Genomic DNA, 21,745 nt, shown 5'->3' on the forward strand with positions numbered 1-21,745 from the left:
ATGAGCGAGCAACCAGACAAACAACGCAAGAGTCAACGACGTGCCCCGCTTCACGAGCGGCACAAGCAGGTCCGGGCGACGCTCTCGGCCGACCTCCGCGAGGAGTACGGCCAGCGCAACGTCCGCGTCAACGCCGGCGACACCGTCGAGGTGCTCCGCGGCGACTTCGCCGGCGAGGAAGGCGAAGTCCTGACCGTGGACCTCGACGCCGCCGTCATCCACGTCGAGGACGTCACGCTCGAGAAGACGGACGGCGAGGAGGTCCCGCGACCGCTGGACACCTCGAACGTCCGCGTGACGGACCTGGACCTCGAAGACGAGAAGCGCGAGGCGCGTCTCGAATCGGAGGATGATTCCGCATGAGTAACCACCAGAAGCGACTCTCTGTGCCAAACAGTTGGCCCGTAGAGCGCAAGACAGCGACGTTCACGGTGAAAGCCGGTGCCGGCCCGCACGGTGAGTCGGGGGTTCCCCTGCTCATCGTCCTTCGGGACGTGCTCGGCTACGCCGACAACCGCAAAGAAGCCCGCTACGCCCTCAACGAGGACAACGTCCTCATCAACGGGAAGGCCATCTCCGACGAGGAGCGTCCCGTCGGGATGTTCGACATCCTGGCCTTCACCGAGCGCGAGGAGTACTACCGCGTGTTCCCCGGCGAGGGCGGTCGGCTGGCGCTGACCGCAATCGACCCGGACGCGGCCGAGTCCAAGCTCGGCAAAATCGTCACCAAGACCCACGTCTCCGGTGGCGACGTCCAGCTTGGCCTCCACGACGGCGAGACGCTCGTCGTCGAGGACGACCAGACCTACGACGCCGGCGACTCCATCGTCGTCGACAACGAGGACGGCGAGGTCGTCGCCCACTTCGAGTACGAGGAGGGCGCGCTCGTCACCGCCGTCGACGGTGCCCACGCGGGCGAAGTCGGCGAAGTCGAGGAGATTCAGGTCACGCCGGGGTCGGCCCAGAACAACGTGCTGGTCTCCCAGGACGAGGGCGAGGGCTTCGAGACGGTCGAAGAGTACGTCGTCGTCATCGACGAGAACTTCACGGGTGATGACGAATGAGCTCCGAGAGCGAAGCCGGCGGCGACTTCCACGAGATGCGCGAACCGCACATCGAGAAGGTCGTCGTCCACATGGGCATCGGTCACGGTGGCCGCGACCTCGCCAACGCCGAGGACATCCTCGAAGAGATCACCGGGCAGACGCCGGTGCGGACGAAGGCCAAGCGGACCGTCGGCGAGTTCGACATCCGCGAGGGCGACCCCATCGGCGCGAAGGTCACGCTTCGCGCCGAGATGGCCGAGGCGTTCCTCGAGACCGCCCTGCCGCTGGCCGAACTGGCGACGAGCCAGTTCGACGACACCGGCAACTTCAGCTTCGGCGTCGAGGAACACACCGAGTTCCCGAGCCAGGAGTACGACCCGAGCATCGGAATCTACGGGCTGGACGTGACGGTCAACCTCGTCCGTCCCGGCTACCGCGTCGCCAAGCGCGACAAGGCGTCGCGCTCGATTCCGACGAAGCATCGACTCAACCCGGCGGACGCGGTCGCCTTCATCGAGTCGACCTACGACGTGGAGGTGAGCGAATGAGCGAAAGTGAAACCACAGACGAGCCCGATTCCGAGACGGCAACCAGCGAGCGGACTGGCCAGCTCGAGTCCTGTCAGCGCTGCGGGCGCGAACAGGGACTCGTCGGCAAGTACGACATCTGGCTGTGCCGCCAGTGCTTCCGCGAGATTTCGCGGGGCATGGGCTTCAAGAAGTACAGCTAACAATGACAGGGAACGACCCATTCGCCAACGCACTGTCGGCGCTTAACAACGCCGAGAGCGTCGGGCACCTAGAGCAGACAGTATCGCCCGCTTCGAACGAGATCGGCAGCGTCCTCGAGGTCTTCTACGACCGCGGGTACATCGACGGATTCAGTTTCGTCGACGACGGCAAAGCCGGCGAGTTCGAAGTCGAACTGAAAGGAGCCATCAACGAGTGTGGCCCGGTCAAGCCCCGCTATTCCGCGGGCGCAGACGAGTTCGAGAAGTGGGAGAAGCGGTTCCTCCCCGCCCGTGACTACGGGACCCTCGTCGTCACGACCAGCCACGGCATCATGAGCCACTACGAGGCTCGTGAGCAGGGCGTCGGTGGCCAAGTCATCGCGTACGTATACTAACAATGCCACGAGTAGAACTGGAGATTCCGGAGGACGTGGACGCCGAGCAGGACCATCTCGACATCACCGTCGAGGGGGACAACGGCAGCGTCACGCGTCGGCTCTGGTACCCTGACATCGACGTGTCCATCGACGGCGACACGGTCGTCATCGAGTCCGACGAGGACGACGCCAAGACGATGTCGACGATAGGTACCTTCCAGAGCCACATCGAGAACATGTTCCACGGCGTGACCGAGGGCTGGGAGTACGAGATGGAAGTCTTCTACTCCCACTTCCCGATGCAGGTCGACGTCGAGGGTGACGAAGTCGTCATCGAGAACTTCCTGGGCGAGAAGGCCCCCCGCCGCACGACGATTCACGGCGACACTGACGTCGCCATCGACGGCGAGGAGCTGACCATCAGCGGCCCCGACATCGAGGCCGTCGGCCAGACCGCCGCGGACATCGAACAGCTCACGCGCATCAACGACAAGGACGTGCGCGTGTTCCAGGACGGGGTGTACATCACCCAGAAACCGAACCGAGGTGACGCCTGATGGCGGACAATCCCGAGAACACGAGCAGTGACGCCGACGCCAACGAGGAGGGGCTTCCCCAGGGCGACGTGCCCGAGGAAGACATCGAGTCCGAGCAGCCACACGACGGGGCGCCGGCCGAGGACCCCGACCAGGTGGCCGAGGAAGCCGAGGACGAAGACGAGTACCTCGAACTGACCGACATCAGCGGTGTCGGCCCGTCCAAGGCGGAGTCGCTCCGCGAGGCCGGCTTCGAATCCGTCGACGACGTCCGCGGTGCCGACCAGTCCGCGCTCGCCGACGTCAGCGGCATCGGGAACGCGCTGGCGGCCCGTATCAAGGCCGACGTGGGCGGACTCGAAGTCGAGTCCGAGACCGAGGCCGAAGTCGAGGAGGAAGGCGGCGAGGAAGCGCCCGACGAGGACGTGGAGACAGAACTCCAGGCCCGCGGGCTCGCCGACAAGACGCCGGACCTCTCCGACGAGGAGGCGCGGCTGCTGGCCCAGCGACACCGGGTCGGCAAGCCGCAGTTCAACCGCCAGGACCACCACAAGAAAAAGCGCGTCTCGACCTCGTGGCGCAAGCCCCGCGGCCAGCTCTCGAAGCAGCGCCGCGGCATCAAGGGCAAGGGCGACACGGTCGAGGCGGGCTTCCGCTCGCCGACCGCGGTGCGGGGCAAACACCCCTCCGGCTTCGAGGAGGTCCGCGTGCACAACGTGGACGACCTCGAAGGCGTCGACGGGGACACCGAGGCCGTCCGTATCGCCTCGAAGGTCGGCGCTCGCAAGCGCGAGCGAATCGAAGAGGCAGCCGAGGACGCCGGCATTCGCGTCCTCAACCCCACCTACGTCGAAGTCGAGGTGAGTGAGTGATGACAGACCTCTCCGCACAGAAGCGACTCGCGGCCGACGTCCTCGACGTCGGGCAGAACCGCGTCTGGTTCGACCCCGAGCGACAGGGCGACATCGCCGACGCGATTACCCGCGAGGACGTCCGCGAACTGGTAGATGAGGGCGCCGTTCAGGCGAAAGACAAGAAAGGCAACTCCCGTGGACGCGCCCGGGAGCGCCAGCAGAAGCGTGCGTACGGCCACCAGAAGGGAGCCGGCTCCCGGAAGGGCAAGGCTGGCGCACGGCAGAACTCCAAGGAGGACTGGGAGTCACGCATCCGCGCACAGCGCAAGAAGCTGCGCGAACTGCGTGACGAGGGAACGCTTTCGAGTTCGCAGTACCGCGACCTGTACGACAAGGCCGGCGGTGGCGAGTTCGACAGCGTTGCCGACCTCGAACGTTACATCGACGCAAACCACGGTGACGCATAATGGCGACAGGACCACGATACAAAGTACCGATGCGGCGACGCCGCGAGGCCAGAACCGATTACCATCAGCGGTTGCGCCTGTTGAAATCCGGCAAGCCACGTCTCGTTGCTCGAAAGAGCAATAAACACGTCAGGGCGCAGCTGGTGACGCTTGGCCCCAACGGCGACGACACCCTCGCGTCCGCTCACTCGAGCGACCTCGCCGAGTACGGCTGGGAGGCTCCGACGGGCAACATGCCCTCGGCGTACCTCACCGGCCTGCTCGCCGGGCTTCGCGCACAGGAAGCGGGCATCGAGGAGGCAGTGCTCGACATCGGACTCAACAGCCCGACCCCCGGAAGCAAAGTATTCGCAATACAGGAAGGCGCAATCGACGCCGGCCTGGACATCCCGCACAACGACGACGTACTCGCCGACTGGCAGCGCACGCGCGGTGCCCACATCGCCGAGTACGACGAGCAGCTCGAGGAGCCGCTGTACAGCGGCGACTTCGACGCTGCCGATCTCCCGGAGCACTTCGACGAGCTCCGCGAGACCCTACTGGAAGGTGACATCGAACTATGAGTGCTAACAACGGATGGGAGCCACGGACACGCCTCGGCAAGCAGGTCGTCGAGGGCGAAATCGACTCCATGCAGGAGGCGCTGAACTCCGGGCTCCCGCTGAAAGAATCGGAAGTCGTCGACCAGCTCGTTCCCGACCTGGAAGACGAAGTGCTGGACATCAACATGGTCCAGCGGATGACAGACTCCGGCCGCCGCGTGAAGTTCCGCTGCGTGGTCGCCGTCGGCAACCGTGACGGCCTCATCGGCTACGCAGAGGGGCGTGACGACCAGGTCGGCGGTGCCATCCAGAAAGCCATCGACATCGCGAAACTGAACATCATCGACGTCTCCCGCGGTTGCGGGTCCTGGGAGTGTGGCTGTGGCCGTCCGCACACGGTCGCGCTGCGCACCGAGGGCAAGGCCGGGAGCGTCGAGGTCGAGCTCCAGCCGGCCCCGCGCGGGCTGGGCCTGGCGGGCGGGGAGACCGTCCGAAAGGTGCTCGAACTCGCCGGTATCGAGGACATCTGGACACGCAGTAGCGGGAACACGCGCACCACGGTCAACTTCGCGAAGGCGACGTTCAACGCCCTCCAGAACACGGCCGAGGCGCGCGTCCCCGAACGGACCTTCGAGAAACGAGAGGTGATCGAGTGATGCACGCGCTCGTCCAGCTCCGTGGCGAAGTCAACATGCACAGCGACATCCAGGACACCCTGGAGATGCTCAACATCCACCACGTGAACCACTGCACGCTCGTCCCCGAGACGGACGCCTACCGCGGCATGGTGACGAAGGTCAACGACTTCGTCGCCTTCGGCGAGCCGAGCCAGGACACCCTGGAGACGGTTCTGGCGACGCGTGCCGAACCCCTCGAGGGCGACGCCGACGTCGACGACGAGTGGGTCGCGGAGAACACCGAGTACGACGACATCGCCGGGCTCGCGTGGGCGCTCCTCTCCGAGGAGACGACGCTGCGCGAGCAGGGCCTGTCCCCGACACTCCGTCTCCACCCGCCGCGTGGCGGCCACGACGGCGTCAAACACCCCGTCAAGGAGGGCGGACAGATCGGGAAACACGACACCGACGGAATCGACGACCTCCTGGAGGCGATGCGATAATGACGAGCAAAAAGAAACGACAGCGCGGTTCGCGCACGCACGGCGGCGGCTCGCACAAGAACCGACGCGGTGCCGGCCACCGCGGTGGGCGCGGCGCTGCAGGCCGCGACAAACACGAGTTCCACAACTACGAACCGCTCGGCAAGAGCGGCTTCAAGCGGCCGGAGAAGGTCCAGGAAGAGGCCGCGACCGTCGACGTCCGCGAGATAGACGAGAACGTCACGCTGCTTGCCGCCGAAGACGTCGCCGAAGCCGACGGCGACGGCTACCGCGTCGACGCTCGTGACGTGGTCGACGACGCCGACGACGCCGACTACGTGAAGGTACTCGGTGCCGGCCAGGTTCGCCACGAACTCACGCTCGTCGCCGACGACTTCTCCGAGGGCGCTCGCGAGAAGGTCGAGGCCGCTGGCGGCAGCGTCGAACTGACCGACCTCGGCCAGGAGCGCCAGGCCGAGGCCGAGACAGACGACAACGCGGACGCGGACGAGGAATAACAGAACGATGAGCTGGAAGGACACCGCCGAACCACTGCTTGTCCGGATGCCCGCCGTCCAGCGACCGGACGGTCACGTCCCGTTCAAGCGCAAGCTCACCTGGACAGGGGGCGTGCTCCTGCTGTATTTCTTCCTGACGAACGTGAAACTGTTCGGGCTGGACATCGACGCCAGCCAGCAGGTGTTCGGGCGCTTCTCCTCGATTCTGGCCTCCGGCCAGGGGAGCATCATGCAGCTAGGTATCGGTCCCATCGTCACGGCGTCCATCGTGTTACAGCTCCTCGGTGGTGCGGACCTGCTCGGCCTGAACACCCAAGACGACCCGCGTGACCAGATCCTCTATCAGGGGCTCCAGAAGCTGCTGGTGCTCGTGATGATCTGTCTGACCGGGCTTCCGATGGTGTTCGCCGGCGGCTTCCTCCCGGCTGACACGGCCGTCGCGAGATCCCTGGGTATCGGTACGACCGGCGTCCAGTGGCTCATCTTCGGCCAGATGTTCGTCGGCGGTGTCCTCATCCTGTTCATGGACGAGGTCATCTCCAAGTGGGGCGTCGGCTCCGGTATCGGGCTGTTCATCGTCGCCGGCGTGAGCCAGCGGCTCATCGGGGGCGTCCTGACCACGCCGTTTATCGGCAACAGCGAAGGCATCATCTACACCTGGTACCTGTTCATCACCGGCCAGCGGGGCACCGGGCCAGTGCTGGCCGCTGACGGCCTTCAGACCGTGTTGCTCCAGGGCGAACTCTTGGGCCTGGTGACGACCATCCTCATCTTCTCGGTGGTCGTCTACGCCGAGTCCGTCCGCGTCGAGATTCCGCTGTCGAACGCCCGCGTGAAAGGTGCGCGTGGCCGGTTCCCGGTCAAGCTCATCTACGCGAGCGTCCTGCCGATGATTCTCGTCCGGGCGCTGCAGGCGAATATCCAGTTCCTGGGCCGGATTCTGAACGCCCAGCTGGGCTCGATGCCCGCGGTCCTTGGGACCTACTCCAACGGCCAGCCCACCGGCGGGCTGTTCTACTTCCTCGCCCCCATCCAGAGCCGTGGCGACTGGATGTGGTGGCTCGAAGGGACCGCTCAACCGGTCTGGCAGATTCTGACCCGCGTCGGTATCGACCTGTTCATCATGCTGGTCGGCGGCGCTATCTTCGCCGTGTTCTGGGTCGAGACCACCGACATGGGCCCGGAAGCGACGGCCAAGCAGATTCACAACTCCGGGATGCAGATTCCCGGCTTCCGACAGAACGTCGGCGTCATCGAGAAGGTTCTCGAGCGATACATCCCGCAGGTGACTGTCATCGGCGGCGCGCTCGTTGGACTGCTCGCCGTGATGGCCAACATGCTGGGCACCATCGGCGGCGTCTCCGGTACCGGACTGCTGCTGACGGTCTCCATCACGTACAAGCTGTACGAGGAGATCGCCGAAGAGCAGCTCATGGAGATGCATCCGATGATGCGCCAGATGTTCGGATAGAACAGCCGAATATCTACACTTCTTTCTAGATAGGACCGCTAAACCGCTGCTTCACCCTCACTCTTTATTGCTTGGGTGTAGTTGACGTGAACAACAGTGCCACCGCTTCGAATGGCGGGCAACCTCTTTTTACCGAGCACGGCCTGAAATTGTACTGGGTCGCAGTGAACTCCTATTTAGGGTTTTGAGGGGGACTCGGGAGAGATGGAGAAACACTCTGCGGATAGTAATAGGACGTTCAGCCGACACTGTTTAGTTCTGAATGTATCCAATTGGTGTTTCTGAATTAACAGTTGACTTGGACACTGTGGCTGTAGTGTTGCATGAGGCGTTGCAAACACTGGTTGACGTTAGGTGGACTACTCTGATAAAACAAATGAAAGCGGTTGATTCGGCTGAAAACAATTTAGAAGTGTGTCTCAATATGGCTTCAAGTTTAATTATCAGGCACCCTTCAATTATTCACGAGGAGGAGGAGGAACTCTGTATGGATTGATTGTGCTCTTCCGCGACCCGTTACGGGTACACTGTTTGGATGAATTTCGGTTTCGATTGGATACCGAGATCCACTGTTACTGTGAAAGACGCAGACTGAGTCCTGTGAACGCTGATTATGTCGACATCAACCAATACTTCGTTTAAGTATATTTGGCTATATAAGGCGGCTTTCGTATCAACTCCTGTTTATTGTTTTTAATCAACTGCAACCATCCAACTGTCCTACCTGGTTATTTTGAGCTTTAAACAGGTCTGACCCATTCTATCACACTTTCATAGTGGTTATCCAATGCGACCGCCACGTACTTATCAGTCCGGACAAACCGAAGCACATGCGCATCCTTCGTGTCGCGCAGAAACTCTATCCGGAGGTTCCCGGTGGCGGACCGTATCACGTACATGCCATGTCGCGGGACCAGGCCGCACTAGGGCATGATGTGACTGTTTTGACTGTTTATGACAACCAATCACTTCCCCGACGCGAACGACGAGATGGGTACACCGTGGTTCGTCAACCGAGGACGGCGTCCATGCTTGGTAATGACCTCTCGATCGGAATAGGTAGATTCCTGTGGACTGCCGACGAATACGATATTATCCACGCTCACTCACATTTGTATGCTTCGACGAACTTGGCTGCGGTGAAACGGCGATTTGATGACATTCCGCTCGCAATAACGAATCATGGGCTGTACAGCCAGACTGCCCCAGAATGGACGTTCGACCTGTATCTCAGAACCGCTGGTCGCTGGACGTTTAACCAAGCAGACGCGATTTTCTGCTATACAGATGAGGACCGCAGTCGCGTCCAGAACTTCGGGGTAAAGTCCCCTATCAAGGTAATCGCGAACGGTGTTGATACGGACCGATTCACGCCCACAGGGCCGACAAGCGACCGGATCAACCACGATGGGCCAGTCGTGTTGTTTGTGGGGAGGCTGGTTGAGGGAAAACGGCCCCAAGATGCGGTGAAAGCAGTGAAACAGCTTCCGGATGGACTGAACGCACAACTGTACCTGGTCGGTGATGGCCCGATGCGGCCGGAGCTTGTTCAAATGGCGTCGGAGTCGGTGGAGTTTCTCGGACAGGTCTCGTACGACGAGATGCCAAGCATATATCGCTCTGGCGACGCAATTGTGCTGCCGAGTCGGGCCGAAGGATTACCCCGAACCGTCCTGGAGGCGTTCGCATCGGGTGTTCCAGTTGTATCTAGCCATTTAGAACACACCGCATCGATTGTCGAGCAGGCCGGTGAAACCGTAGATATCGGTGATGTCGAGGGATACCGAGAAGCGCTGAAACGCGTGCTCAATACCTCAAATTCGGGGGCAGCCGGTCGAGAAATCGCCGCTGATGGGTTCCGTTGGGAAACCACCGTCAAACAAACTACCAGAGCACTTCGGGAACTACTGTAAATAACCGAGTTCCTCTAGCCGGGACTTCGTACTAGCGCTCATTGAGACATCGGATACGTTTTCGGCATGTTTGAACGAATCGAGCCACGTGTCGAGCTGCTCGTCCAACTCAACGACTTTTTTAGACTCTCTGTCAGCAATATCGTTTGTTTCATCGGAGTCTAACTGGATCTCGTAGAGTTCCCGTGACCCATCAGATCCACGAATGTATTTATATCGATCAGTGCGAATCGTACGGAGGGTTCGATCATATATATGGACCTCTGGGGGGAGTTCGCCGACGCGCTTTTCGAGTGCGGCCATCGATGGTTGGGGAGCAAGGTATTCGGCGACCGCGTGCTCACGCGTCGCCTCGGAATCGGGGTGAAACGAGATTCCCTGAAATTGTTTCCGTGCATCAAGCGCATCGATATCGAGTACGTCAAGCACGGTAGGAGGGATATCGAGGAGTTGGACGAGGTCGTGGATATCATTGCCCCCGAACGGACCGCCGTGAACAATTAGTGGGACATTCAGGAGTGTTTCGTAGAGCGCGTACTGGTGGTCCATCAGATCATGTTCGCCAATATTCTCTCCATGGTCGCTTGTGACAATAAAAAGTGTATCCTCCCATTTCCCAGCTGTTTTGAACATATCGATAAGGGATTCGATCTTCTCGAAGAGATATGCGATTTCAGCCCTGTATAACGCCCGAAGGATGACGAAATCTTCCTCTGACATTTCGACGTCGCCGGCAATATATCTCCACGCATCTTGTGAAACGTCCATCGCTTCGTTGAAGCTTATGCCCTCGGGAAGCTGTTCCTTTGCGTGTTGCTTGGCAGGGCGATATTCGAGATGGGGTTCGATGTAGTTGATGAAGAGGAAGAACGGCCGTGTGTCGTCTCGTGTCTTGAGCCAGTCATGAACCCATTTGTTGGTTTGGGCAGCGCCATCGTCCTCATTCTTTCGTAGGAACTGACCGTAGATAGCGTTTGTCAGGTTCGTCACCGGGTTTCCATTGAACAATGCTTCGGTAGCTTTTTTAAGTTTGTCGACTCCCTCTTCTTGCCGAGCGATTTTTCCGAGGTCTGTGTTGGACTGGACATACTGCCAAGTCTTGTAGAACGTTTCGAATCCTCTTTCGAAGCCGAACTCTCCGCTTATCCAGGTGTTGTTGGAGACAGCGACTGTTTCGTAGCCTTGGTTTTGGAGAATTTCGGAAATTGTGGTAAGATCATCGCTGAGGTGTTTATGACCCGCATGAGCGCCGTGCTTTGATGGTGTCGTCCCAGTGAAAAGCGACGCATGAGATGGTAACGTCCACGGTGCTGAGGAGATGGCTCTTCTGTAGGTTGTGGCTGTCGCAAGAGTACTTTCCGACTCTTCTGCAGCCGATTTTGCGTCTAACAGCCCGTAGCTCTCGTCAACTCGGGCCGTGTCCATTACGATGAGGACCACATTCGTTGCTTTCATTTATTCACCAGCCAACTATATTTCCTGAAACTCGCTTCTTCTTCAAGACAACGATAGGTGCCAACGGAGATCCGGCTAATTCGAAATACATCATGTAATCCCATTTTAGATTTCTGTATAATATGCGTTCCGGGCTTCGGCGTTGAACTCTGTTCGTGAATCATGCTTCTCCTTTAGGATTACTCATAGGACATGGTTTAGATATTTTATCAAGATGGAACAAACTGTGATCCATCAGAATTGGACAGTAATTTGTTCACTACACAGTCTGCTACTCTCTGATTTTGACCGTTTTCCTCAGATTCTACCAAGCTGTTTTAACGTTAATACCCGGCTTTCGACGTGTTTCTTTTCGGACTTCTTATGGTCGGTATAGGCCGGCGTTCTGTCAGACGTATCGAGCCCAAGTATTACCGTCCCATCCATGTTCTCTGGGATCGGATACCCTAGAAGATGAAGAAGTGTAGGTGCAACATCTGCGATTCCATTCCGTTCGGCTCGCCCATCACTGGTTGCAATGTCTGGTCCGTTAGCAATGAGGATACCTTCCCGCTCGTGGACACCCGAGTTTGGCATCGGACCAGTCTTCCGGGTGAAAATCTGGGTTCCCAAATTACCAGAACAGTAGAACCCAGTAGTCGTTTCTAGCACAAGGTCTGGTGCTTGTTCGATATATGGGCCATGGTAGATATCGTCTCGCTGATAAACATTTTTGAACACGTTTTTCCCAGTCTTGGGATCTGTTACGTCAAGAAACATTTCTGTGAGTTCGTCACAGATTTGGTCATAGGCTGCTTGACTGACCTGCCCGTACTTCTCGCGACCAACCAAGTTGAGGTAGATATTCGGCATCACACCGAAACTATAGGCTGAAGTCTCTGTCCAGTTGATAGCATCCATAATCCTGTCGTTCCGGGGCATTTGGTCCTTTGCTGCCGACTTGACACTGCTAGGAATAAGAAATTCTAATGTGTCTGCGCTGATGTGGTTTTTGAGAAAGTCGTACGCATCGGTCAACACTGCCGTCGATGTGCCGACATCGTATTCTAGATACCCCTTCTGATTGAGTAACGCGTTAATATTCAACTCAGTATGGCACGGCTTGAATCCGTGGTCACTTGCAATTACGACATTGACGCGCTCGTCGAAGCATGCGAGAATATTTTCTAACGCTTCGTCAAAACGCTTGTATGCGTCCAGAATCGCTGCTCCAAATGACGAATCCTCATGAGCGGGATGCGACTCATGCATATACGCCCAGAAGTGGTGCTGGATATGATCAATTGCATTGAACATTAAGAAGTACAGAGGAATATCGAACGTTGAGATGAGGTGTTTGAAGAACTCCTCTCGTGCAGCGATACGCTTCATGACACCGTCGACGATATCTGCAGTGTCGTCTTGCCAGTTTATCCTATAGTCGTAGTAGTCCGGAATTATCTCTTTGAGCGATATTGGAGATACGATCTGGTCCTCGTTGATTCGAGCGAGACTACCCTGCACGAAGAATCCGTCCGTATTGTGATACGGAATCAGTGGTACCGAGCCAAGTCCGATGGGTTCGTCCATATGCTCCCAAAAAAAATCGAATCCTTTTTTTCGAGCATCGTTAATGTAGAAGTTCAGGGTCTCCGGAAAACGACCCATGAAATCGAACATCCCGTATTTTGCTGGGTTCTGTCCAGTCGCAAATGATGGCCAGGCCACCGAGGTGGTTGGTGGCTGTGTACTATCGAGAATTGAGTGGTACCCATCGGCCATTAATCGATCCAGCGTTGGGAGGTCTTCCCGATAATTATCAATTATCCTATATGTACCTCCATCTAAACCTATGATCGCCGTTTTCATAGTTCTATTCCAAATATCCTAAAGACTCCAAGTTTTCACGGGCCCTGCTTTCATCCACCGAATGTCTCTCGGACACTGAATCCTCAATTTCTGGGTGTTCTTTGGTAACCTCACTGAGAACGAAGGTGACATACGCTTCAATAGAATCGAATTTGGACCGACTGACACGCTCTTTGAGACGACTGGCAAGTTCGTCCGAGATTTCGATAACTTGGGCCATATGTCTAAATATTCCTCTTTCATGTAATAAAGTCGTCGGATAAGTCATTTGTAATTTCCAAAGAAATATTAGGGAAATGATGGTGGTGCAAGCTAAATGTGAGTTTGTTATGGATGCTTCGTGTGTTAACATTGTCTATATAATACCACATGACTGTATTCATATAAATTCGGTAGCAACCGGCTCAGTAGTATTTAGAGCGAAGCATTGTGCTAACGAGCAAAACTCTGGAGTCAGCGTTCGTCGATTGAATCCTCGGAAAATCCGTTCGACAGAGTTCCGATTTCCGTAGCGACACATTTGAAATCGGGGCCCTGCTCATTGAAGCGCAGGTTGGAGATGCTGAGCACTATCAATCAGAAAAGCAGTAGTTTCAACATCGTGTTTGTGCTGGAGTTCGTGCAGGAAAATTTTCGTGAGAGCAGTCGTAGTTGTCGGAAACACCGGATGTGAAGCAGCTCAACTGCAGATCAGTGCGGCGTACAGCTAGAATAGCTCGTCGTCGCTCTGAATCACTATTTCGTCGAGTGCGATTTGATTCGGTCCTTTCCCGGATTTGGCTGTAGATCGGCTTTCTGAACCTAATCGTGGATGGCTTTTCGACTGTGTCGGATTCGACGGTATTCGACATTGACAGCCTCGCAACGTGTGATTGAATACCTAACGTCATCGATGGCTCGGGTGTCCGCTCGCGCTCCACAAAATCCAAATCAAAGCCATTAGAGTTATAATTATTAAATTTTGGCTCGGAAATATTCTTACTGAGACAGCCGCTACCTCTATTACACTGAATTTAAGTACTCCGTCCATAGAGAGATAACCAAAGAAATGTTTGATTCTCGAAGGAAGTCAATCTACCTAATCGCTATCGTGACTATTGCTGCAATATTAGATTTCATATATGTCTTCCCAAGAATGAGCTTATCTAAGGTGCTAATGCCGTTTGCATTAGTTGGCATCGGGTCCGGATTTATTCTTCGGAATATGAACAAAAGAAAGATTATGTACTCATTCCCAAGATGGATCACTAACATTGGGTTCTTATGGATTACATTTTACCTGTATTTGGTTCTACGTTGGGCAGTTTTACCGACCAGTAGGGGGTTCTCTATCCTTCAGAGCTATATCTTCATCCCTATTTTTGCAGCAACACTCATAATACTTTTGAGAGACCATGAAGATTTTAATAGGGTAGTACATTATGTACTCATTGCGATAGTCGCCTTGGCAATTTTATCAGTGCTTGATGTTTTATTCGGTGCCCAGCGTGCAGATCCACTTGGTCTAAACCCAAACAATCTTGGGTTACGCTTTGTTGTCGGCCTTTTCTTAAGTGGTGTCTTGATTGAACAAACAGAGACCCGTGTACGGACTGGGTCATATGTCATCTGTATACTTATACTACTCCTTGGTCTGGGAGCAACAGGCTCACGTGAGGCATATATTTCATTTGTTTCAGCTCTAATATTCTACATAGTGGTCAACTACAATAATATTTCTCTGCGATACATACTTTCAAGGACGCTGGTTCCGGTTTTGGTGGCACTTGCCGGTATCATTATAATCGAACCGAATCTTGTCACCGGATCCTTTGGCCGGGTCAAAGCTCTAGTAACGTTCATCGCTAATCCGGATGCGCCTGTCGGCGCGGGTTCAAGATCTCTTAGTATTAGATATTCATTGCTAAAAACATCTATTGAAATGATACAAGAAAAGCCACTTTTTGGCTTTGGGTTAGGGACATTTCAAGAATATACTTCAACATTAAATCGGTTTAACCAGCCACGAGGTGCGCACAGCACATATTTGTATGTAGGCTCTCAGACAGGTTTGATTGGGCTCTTATTACTTATAGCGGTGTTTACTTCTATGCTTAATACTATACGCCGAGGTATTTTTTTGGAATCTAGCAACATCTTGGGGGAGAAAAAGAGGATGTCATTACTTGGTAGTATCGTAATTGCCGGTTTTGTTAATGCTATTGCGGCAGATGTCGTTCGATGGAAGATATTTTGGATTGGTATCGCATTAGCGCTCGCACATTACAAAATAATCGAAAAGAATAAAAGCAATTCATGACCTCGATGAGAGTACTGTATATTCATCCATTTCACATCCTCAGGTCGATTATTGGCACTGTCTATGAGTCCTGTCAGAGAATTTTAGCTTATGTTCTGGATGTATCGTGGTTATTGACCCTGAGATCTAATCCAAATCGTATACCTCTTTTATTTGGGCTTGTTTTCCACTTCAATTATGAGAACCTCCTCATTCTCGTAGATCACTTCATAACTCTTTGTCTGGTCAAAGGTTGAAGCAATCATTTCAGGGGCCGCTCTTCGTTGCCCTCCACCCGGAATTTGAATTGTATCCTTGCGGAAATAGATATGAGTTGGATTTAGTTGATATTTTTTAAGTACCGCGGTAAAACACTCCGGCGAGAGGCATTCTGATATAGCTTTTTGCTCGGCTAAGTTTTCATGGAACTTGCCCTCCCATTCTGCCCCCCATGACCCACTAAGTCGCGTTCGTTTCGCGAACATTGGAAACATCTCTGCTCTATTCCCAGATACGATAAATCGTGCATCACTCTTAGTCTCAGACTGGACCCAGTCAGTTGCTTCTTGATCGTCCCCATCGTATACAGATTCTAGAGTTGGCTGATGCGTGATTCCGCCTGTAACCGGCACGGCAAGTAGGCAAACAATGCTGCCCACAGTTATTACAGTCCGAATCTGTCTCGATATATTTGGTTTTAAAAAATGGGCTATCCCGACACTTGGAAGACGAGCAATAAGAGGTGCAACAAGAATGACAGCCGCAAGAAGACTAAACCGTTGCCGTGACACTGTGAACCCGATAAGGCAGGGCCATAGGACTGCAAACCAATCGTGCCGGTACGCTGCGTACAATGCTCCGATTAGTACCAGACTGTACGAAAATTTTGGGCTAACAACTGCTGTTTCGATTCTATAATATTGAAGTGGATTGATGAAGCTCTGGATAGCTCCGCCGTGTGTCTCTGCAGCGTATAAAAACACCTCAGACCCGTGGACAACCGTTACGAAAAGCACCCAAGGACAAATAAGGGCTGTGGAGACAGCAGCTATCGAAGCTGTAGACCGAATTGTAGTCCGATTTATGGGTTGAGCGGAAACAAGCAGCACCAAGCTGGCAGCAGTAAAAACTGCATAAATCGGGTGAGTGAGTGCAGTGGCCGACGCAAGCACAGATGCCGACCATTTTGACCAAGAAGCGCCTGTACGAAAATGATGTGCTGTAACACCGAGAGTTCCGACTGAATAAAAATATGCTTGCGCTCGCACAATGCCTCCTGCTCTAAGATGGTACCATGCAGTCGCAGGCAGTACACCGATGAGAATACCGACAACGGCTGCCTGAATTTCTGACTGTGACCGTTGAAACTCGAACCATGAAGCCGCGGCAGCTGTGCTAACCACGAATACTGGCGGTATGACTCTCGTAATTGTAAGCGCATCTATGCCCAATGAGAGGGGAATCGCAAGTACATACATACCGAGGGGTGGATAGGCGAAGGGCAACCCGTCAGGGGAAATGAGAGGGATAGAATAGGGGAGGACAAACATGTTTGAACGGATTGCATCCGCTCCGAGAAGGTACATTCCAGCAACGCTGTGTGGGTCAGAATGAATTGATCGCTTCGCCAGAGATGTTGTCAAAGATATTACGAACCCAGGAAAAAGATACCAGTGCTCCTTTATCGCCGCAAATATTGCCAGATGCCGATTGAAATTAGAAATAATTCTCTTCACAATTCCTATTGCACTCATTATCACGATTACTGTACTCTAATTTAAAACAGTTCGTGGAGTGAGACGTGAACAAATATGGCACTGTCTAGTTGAGGGATTGAGAAGTGAGCAGGCCGTAGCGAGAGGTGTTCATGTCACTCGCAGACCTGCTCAGAGAAACCTTAGAGGAGGACAGTCAAGACGTTTGGGAGAACGAGCGGACCCCGACACCCGTCCGGCGATTTGGAGTGCGTCTCCACACGGCGGGGCTGTCGATCAGGGAGACAGTGGCGATCTTAGACCTGCTGGGTGTCGATCGCTCTCACGGTGCGGTCTGGAACTGGGTGCATACGCTGTCCGAGGCTCAGAGCGACCCGCCGACGGCGTCGCCGTCGCGGGTCGCGGTCGATGAGAAACAGATCAAGGTTGACGGCGAGAAAAAGTGGTTGTACGCCGCTGTCGACACCGAATCAAAGCTGCTGCTCGAAGTTGACGTGTTCAGCCGCCGCGGGACTGACCCCGCGGCGGCGTTCCTGCATCAGCTCACCGAGAAACACGATGTTGCCGATTCAGTGTTTCTCGTCGATGCTGGCGGCTACCTGACTGCCCTCTCACGTCACGATTTGAGCGGTCGGCTCGACTACCGAATCCGGAACCACATCGAAAAGTGGTTCCAGACTGTGACCATGCGAATCGACCGCTTCCACTCCTTCTGGAGGGGCAGTCAGTCCAGCGCGAAACAGTGGATACGACGCTTTAGACACCACTACAACCACGAACGACCGAACCAGGCACTCGACGGACGAACGCCAGCGGAGGAGATTCAGAACTAGACAGTGCCACAAATATCAAAAATACAACGAAATGATAATTTAGCCTGTCCCATTGGCAGTTCAGAATATACGCTTATCAAGCCTTAACATACCGTTTCTGTTTGGCTCGGCCGGCAGTTCCTGTCTCTCCGTGAGTGCGGTACGAAACATCAACCAGGGATTGAGCCAGTAAGATTGACTTCCGTCAAGCGATCCAACATGGATAATTAAACCAATTAACACAGGAAAGGTTATTTCCCTCCAGAGAATGGCCCGAATATGTAATGGGTTTAGGAAAGAGTGTTAGCTGGAATGCATTAATCACATTTGTGGTTACCGTCGGCTCGCGATTTTCGAAATTTCTCGGGAGTGTTGTCTTTGCTAACGTTGCCGGAGGCGCGTCGCTTGGTGTGTTCTATTTGTTCACCTCGTTGTTCCGTGTCCTGCGGAAACTTATCGGACTCGGACTCGGCCAGGCAATCGTCACTCAAACGGCCGAGGCAGTTTCCAGCGACGACACCGACCATGTCGGTGAAATTGTCTCTTCGGCACTGCTCGTCCGACTAACCAGCCTCTGTTTCGTCAGCGTAGTATTGTACGCTGCACGGCACCGTCTGGGCCGGTACGTTGGGCTCAACCGCATTTGGATATATCTCGTCGTCGCGCTCAGTCTGACAATGCTCCTCTCAACTGCCAGATCCGTGCTCGTCGGGGTCAAACGTGTTGATGTCGCCAGCACCCTTGATTTCCTCAAAGAGATTTCGATGATTGTTATTCAGATTGCCCTCGTGTTGCTCGGGTTTGATGCATTCGGACTGGTGGCTGGGTTTCTCGCTGGCATGGCAGTTCCGACCGCGCTGGCTATCGTCCGGACGGCTCGGTTCCTTGAGGACTTGCATCCGGCGAGAGACCGTATCGAAGCACAACTTTCCTTCGCCCGGTTCTCTTTTCTCGACTCACTGGTCGGCGGTGAACAGATCTGGATTGACACGCTGATGCTCGGTGCGGTCGTTACGATAACGCAATCTGATATCGGTGTGTACGGAATAACATACTCGATAGCGATGTTTGGACTGACCTTATCTTCGTCTATAAGCCGTGCCATTCTCCCCGAAATCCGAGACCTTGACGTAGCGGACCAATATCAGAACCGTGATAGACTCGTTCAGAAGTCAATAAAATATTCGACGCTCATTGCACTCCCTCTGTTCTTCGGTGCGTTAGCCATTGGTGACAACGTGCTGGCCTTTATTTATGGGTTTGACCGCGGCTTTGAGCCCCTCCTCTTTCTAACCGCAGGCACGATGGTGTTCAGTATTTATCAACCGGTGCATCAGACATTTTACGCCCTCGACAGACCTCGAACCGCCTTCTTGGTCAGTGCCGTGACAAGCCTCAGCAATTTCTCACTAAATATTCTTCTGATACCACCATTCGGAATTGCAGGTGCCGGTTTATCTACAGCGGCATCAATGTGTCTTTCGGCAGCTACTGGACTCCTTTTACTTCGACGGTTGGGTGTCGTTTCACCGCTCCCGTTCCGAGCCTGGCGAATACAGTTCGGTGCGGCAGTCTTGATGGCCCTCATCGTCCGATTCGGCGACGTTCAGGTCGGAACCGACTCGTTGCTGTCTACCAGTATGCTGGTCACCGCCGGTGTCGCAATTTATGCGAGTGTCGTCCTCGTCGGTGATTCGGAAATTCGAAAACAACTTTTCAATCGGCTCGGCTCGCTGACCGCACCGTGATATTAACAACAGGTGATCCGGTTACTCTCACAATTTCTTTTTTGACTGCAGTCCACTCGTCACCAGTCGGTTTCTGGAGGACGTAGTACAATCCGATGCGGCGGCTTGATTCGTCGTAATGACTAATGTAACGATATGTCTCCCATCGAAAGCGTTTAGTCCAATCATGGCCACTCGAAAGGTAATGTCGAAGATCGGCGTTTTGACTATTCCGGACCTCACGTCGTACAACCCGGAACGAATTACGTTTGGAATCTGCTCAGCTATCGGGACTGACAACGACGTCGATATTGTCGGTGCTGAGTCGGTTAGCGACAGAATTGCGGACTGGTTTTCTATTTTCAGCTATCTACCACGTCAGCGTTCGTCCAGGCCCCTCCAACTTTTATTACTCCTGCCAGTGACAGCGTTAAATTTACTTCTATATATTCATCGAGAAAAACCGGACGTTCTTGCTTCATTCGGTAATTTGGGTGTTAACGGATTTCTTGTTACTACCATTGGGCGTCTCGTCTCGACACCGTCAGTCGTCCGCGTTACGAGCGATATGTTTGAAATCTACCGATATCAGAGTAGCCCGTTTGAGCGCCTGAACACATTCGTACAGAACAACGTCTTCGGATATATCGCTGTTCAACTGGCCAGTCGTGTCATCGTCCTCGGACCGAGAACAGAGGACAAACTCGTCAACCGAGGTGTCGCTTCATCAAAAATTCATATTATCCCACAACCGCCACAGACCGAGGAAGTACCACATCCAGATTCGGCGTTTTCAGTGCGTGCTAAACACGACATCCCTGCAGACATTCCTGTAATACTCTATGTGGGTCGCTTCTCCAATGAGAAGGGGGCAGAGCGGCTGATTCAAACGGTAAACTATGTCCTCAACCGCAGTGACGATATCCACTTTCTTCTGGTCGGGGCAGGTGGTGAAAAAGCGAAACTGGTCGAGCGTGCTCTTGAGGGGCCAAGAGTTCACTTTGCTGGCCATGTGAAGCACGAGTATATCCACTACTATTACAAAGCGGCCGACATCTTCCTCCAGCCCTCTAACACAGAAGGACTACCCAACACTGTGTTGGAGAGTCTTTACTTCAACCTCCCAGTTGTTGCGACGGACTCCGGCGGTGAAGTGATTACACACGTGTCAAATATCGGTACAGATAATCGTGAACTCGGTGAACTATTACTTAGAGGTGGAGAGAATCTCATAACAGATACGTTACCGGACCGAGCAACGTCTCAGCGAAACGCCGAACTGTATCGGCGTCTCTTTTCAACGATCGAAGTATAACGACCCAGGATGAACTATAATATGAGCCGATGTCATCGCTGGAGCAAAGTCTCCTTCTGCCATATTTCTATATCGCTATCTGTCTGCTTTCCACAAGAACCTCACAGAATTAATTATGACTGACCAATACAGCATTTCGGTTGTGATTGCCACCCGAAACCGGCCTTCGAAACTCGAAAACTGTCTTCGTTCGATATCGCAACAGGAAAGCGTTCCAGCGGAAGTGGTTGTGGTTGACGACGGTACGAACTCTCTCGCCAGCGACGTCATGAGGAGTCTACTCCCAGCGACAGTCCAACTCGAAGTAACCACCTCGGCGGGACCCACAAGTACGTCGACAGCACGGAATACCGGTGCACGAGTTGCTTCCTCCAGCATTGTTCTTTTTCTGGACGACGATGTCGTCCTTGCACCGTCGTACATCAACCGACTGCGTGAGATGTACAAGTCGCTGGATAGTTCAGATCTGGCTGGCATCGGAGGTTACGACGATGAGCTAAGGACACCGTCCTGGGTTGAGGAGCTGTATAACAGCCTATTCTATCTGGCCGAAGGTCGGTGGCGTATCAACAGTTGTGGCATGCAATCATGGGGACACGTCTCCGGCACAACAGCCGCCGATTGGCTCTCGGGGAACAACGCGAGTTATAAACGGTCTGTCCTCGTTGACCACCCCTTTCCACATTGGGAAGGTGGACGTGAAGCGCTTGAGGACATCGCAATGGGTTGGCGACTCAAGCGCGCTGGCTACCGGCTATTGATAGATCCCGGGCTGACAGTTGATCACGACGAAACAGGTATTACGGAGGGCGACTTCGCGTTCGGGGTGAAGCGGGGAAAAAACCGAATCAGGATATTCCGAAACTGGGGCAGACAGATACTCTGGCCACTGTTCGTTTGGGCATATTTCGGAGAAACCTTGAGACAGTTCCTGGCACCCGCTGTCGACGGCGACGTACGGGCCCACTGGCAAATCGGTTGTGGCATGATCGCTGCCCCATTCGTGTTTTTGTTGGGAGTTCTTAATCAATAGTACAAGGTG

General features: G+C 54.5%; 22 protein-coding genes and 1 pseudogene. 19 read left to right on the forward strand and 4 right to left on the reverse strand.

Annotated features, from left to right (window positions below):
• The 14 genes from rplX (at position 1) to VI123_RS06060 (ending at position 9,553) form a co-directional block, all read left to right on the forward strand.
• Positions 1–363: a 50S ribosomal protein L24 gene (gene rplX / locus VI123_RS05995; protein ID WP_336337124.1), complete on the forward strand. Its 363-nt coding sequence runs from the start codon at positions 1–3 to the stop codon at positions 361–363.
• Positions 360–1,064 carry a 30S ribosomal protein S4e gene (locus VI123_RS06000; RefSeq protein WP_336337125.1) on the forward strand — a complete coding sequence of 235 codons (705 nt, stop codon included), beginning with the start codon at positions 360–362 and terminating at the stop codon, positions 1,062–1,064. The genes rplX and VI123_RS06000 overlap by 4 nt, the downstream gene beginning before the upstream one ends.
• Positions 1,061–1,594 (forward strand): 50S ribosomal protein L5, encoded by a 534-nt coding sequence (locus tag VI123_RS06005; RefSeq protein WP_336337126.1) that lies wholly within the window; start codon positions 1,061–1,063, stop codon positions 1,592–1,594. Before VI123_RS06000 ends, VI123_RS06005 begins: the two co-directional genes overlap by 4 nt.
• Complete coding sequence (locus VI123_RS06010) at positions 1,591–1,776, forward strand: 30S ribosomal protein S14 (protein WP_008312921.1); 186 nt, start codon at positions 1,591–1,593, stop codon at positions 1,774–1,776. Before VI123_RS06005 ends, VI123_RS06010 begins: the two co-directional genes overlap by 4 nt.
• A 2-nt stretch (positions 1,777–1,778) precedes the next feature.
• Positions 1,779–2,171, forward strand: a complete 393-nt coding sequence (locus VI123_RS06015; RefSeq protein ID WP_004516956.1) for a 30S ribosomal protein S8 — start codon at positions 1,779–1,781, stop codon at positions 2,169–2,171.
• Between the two features lie 2 nt (positions 2,172–2,173).
• On the forward strand, positions 2,174–2,710 hold the full coding sequence (locus VI123_RS06020) for a 50S ribosomal protein L6 (RefSeq protein WP_336337127.1): 537 nt from the start codon (positions 2,174–2,176) through the stop codon (positions 2,708–2,710).
• A gap of 134 nt (positions 2,711–2,844) precedes the next feature.
• Positions 2,845–3,561, forward strand: a complete 717-nt coding sequence (locus VI123_RS06025) for a 50S ribosomal protein L32e (RefSeq protein ID WP_336337381.1) — start codon at positions 2,845–2,847, stop codon at positions 3,559–3,561.
• Positions 3,561–4,010 (forward strand): 50S ribosomal protein L19e, encoded by a 450-nt coding sequence (locus VI123_RS06030; RefSeq protein WP_336337128.1) that lies wholly within the window; start codon positions 3,561–3,563, stop codon positions 4,008–4,010. Before VI123_RS06025 ends, VI123_RS06030 begins: the two co-directional genes overlap by 1 nt.
• Positions 4,010–4,573: a 50S ribosomal protein L18 gene (locus VI123_RS06035; protein ID WP_336337129.1), complete on the forward strand. Its 564-nt coding sequence runs from the start codon at positions 4,010–4,012 to the stop codon at positions 4,571–4,573. The genes VI123_RS06030 and VI123_RS06035 overlap by 1 nt, the downstream gene beginning before the upstream one ends.
• On the forward strand, positions 4,570–5,208 hold the full coding sequence (locus VI123_RS06040; RefSeq protein ID WP_004957374.1) for a 30S ribosomal protein S5: 639 nt from the start codon (positions 4,570–4,572) through the stop codon (positions 5,206–5,208). The genes VI123_RS06035 and VI123_RS06040 overlap by 4 nt, the downstream gene beginning before the upstream one ends.
• A complete protein-coding gene (rpmD, locus tag VI123_RS06045; RefSeq protein WP_336337130.1) occupies positions 5,208–5,672 on the forward strand; it encodes a 50S ribosomal protein L30 in 465 nt (154 codons plus the stop codon). Before VI123_RS06040 ends, rpmD begins: the two co-directional genes overlap by 1 nt.
• Complete coding sequence (locus tag VI123_RS06050; protein WP_336337131.1) at positions 5,672–6,169, forward strand: uL15m family ribosomal protein; 498 nt, start codon at positions 5,672–5,674, stop codon at positions 6,167–6,169. Before rpmD ends, VI123_RS06050 begins: the two co-directional genes overlap by 1 nt.
• Before the next feature lie 7 nt (positions 6,170–6,176).
• Positions 6,177–7,640, forward strand: coding sequence for a preprotein translocase subunit SecY (secY, locus tag VI123_RS06055; RefSeq protein WP_336337132.1), 1,464 nt, complete (start codon positions 6,177–6,179; stop codon positions 7,638–7,640).
• An 830-nt stretch (positions 7,641–8,470) separates the two neighbouring features.
• Positions 8,471–9,553 carry a glycosyltransferase family 4 protein gene (locus VI123_RS06060; protein WP_336337133.1) on the forward strand — a complete coding sequence of 361 codons (1,083 nt, stop codon included), beginning with the start codon at positions 8,471–8,473 and terminating at the stop codon, positions 9,551–9,553.
• On the opposite strand, the gene VI123_RS06065 is transcribed toward VI123_RS06060, so the two are convergent.
• The 3 genes and pseudogenes from VI123_RS06065 to VI123_RS06075 all read right to left on the reverse strand — a co-directional run.
• On the reverse strand, positions 9,545–10,993 hold the full coding sequence (locus VI123_RS06065) for a sulfatase (protein ID WP_336337134.1): 1,449 nt from the start codon (positions 10,991–10,993) through the stop codon (positions 9,545–9,547). The two genes, VI123_RS06060 and VI123_RS06065, sit on opposite strands and share 9 nt — an antisense overlap.
• 312 nt (positions 10,994–11,305) lie before the next feature.
• Entirely contained in the window at positions 11,306–12,856 is a 1,551-nt protein-coding gene (locus VI123_RS06070) for an alkaline phosphatase family protein (protein ID WP_336337135.1), read from the reverse strand.
• 418 nt (positions 12,857–13,274) lie between these two features.
• Positions 13,275–13,830, reverse strand: a pseudogene (locus VI123_RS06075) (IS6 family transposase); the annotation flags it as partial.
• A 248-nt stretch (positions 13,831–14,078) separates the two neighbouring features.
• Between VI123_RS06075 and VI123_RS06080 the strand changes: the two are divergent.
• A complete protein-coding gene (locus tag VI123_RS06080) occupies positions 14,079–15,155 on the forward strand; it encodes an O-antigen ligase family protein (protein WP_336337136.1) in 1,077 nt (358 codons plus the stop codon).
• Between the two features lie 149 nt (positions 15,156–15,304).
• Here the strand turns inward: VI123_RS06080 and VI123_RS06085 are convergent, their stop codons facing one another.
• The gene (locus VI123_RS06085; protein WP_336337137.1) at positions 15,305–16,888 is read right to left on the reverse strand and encodes a hypothetical protein; all 1,584 of its coding nucleotides are present in this window, start codon (positions 16,886–16,888) and stop codon (positions 15,305–15,307) included.
• Between the two features lie 113 nt (positions 16,889–17,001).
• On the opposite strand from VI123_RS06085, the gene VI123_RS06090 reads away from it, so the two are divergent.
• The 4 genes from VI123_RS06090 to VI123_RS06105 all read left to right on the forward strand — a co-directional run bounded on the left by VI123_RS06090 (position 17,002) and on the right by VI123_RS06105 (position 21,736).
• Positions 17,002–17,682, forward strand: coding sequence for an IS6 family transposase (locus VI123_RS06090; protein ID WP_336337138.1), 681 nt, complete (start codon positions 17,002–17,004; stop codon positions 17,680–17,682).
• Positions 17,683–17,945: 263 nt separating this feature from the next.
• Entirely contained in the window at positions 17,946–19,409 is a 1,464-nt protein-coding gene (locus tag VI123_RS06095) for a lipid II flippase MurJ (protein ID WP_336337139.1), read from the forward strand.
• 184 nt (positions 19,410–19,593) lie between these two features.
• Complete coding sequence (locus VI123_RS06100; protein WP_336337140.1) at positions 19,594–20,703, forward strand: glycosyltransferase family 4 protein; 1,110 nt, start codon at positions 19,594–19,596, stop codon at positions 20,701–20,703.
• Between the two features lie 115 nt (positions 20,704–20,818).
• A complete protein-coding gene (locus VI123_RS06105; protein WP_336337141.1) occupies positions 20,819–21,736 on the forward strand; it encodes a glycosyltransferase family 2 protein in 918 nt (305 codons plus the stop codon).
• Positions 21,737–21,745: the final 9 nt, after the last annotated feature.

Source organism: Haloarcula sp. DT43 (assembly GCF_037078405.1).
GTDB lineage: Archaea > Halobacteriota > Halobacteria > Halobacteriales > Haloarculaceae > Haloarcula > Haloarcula brevis.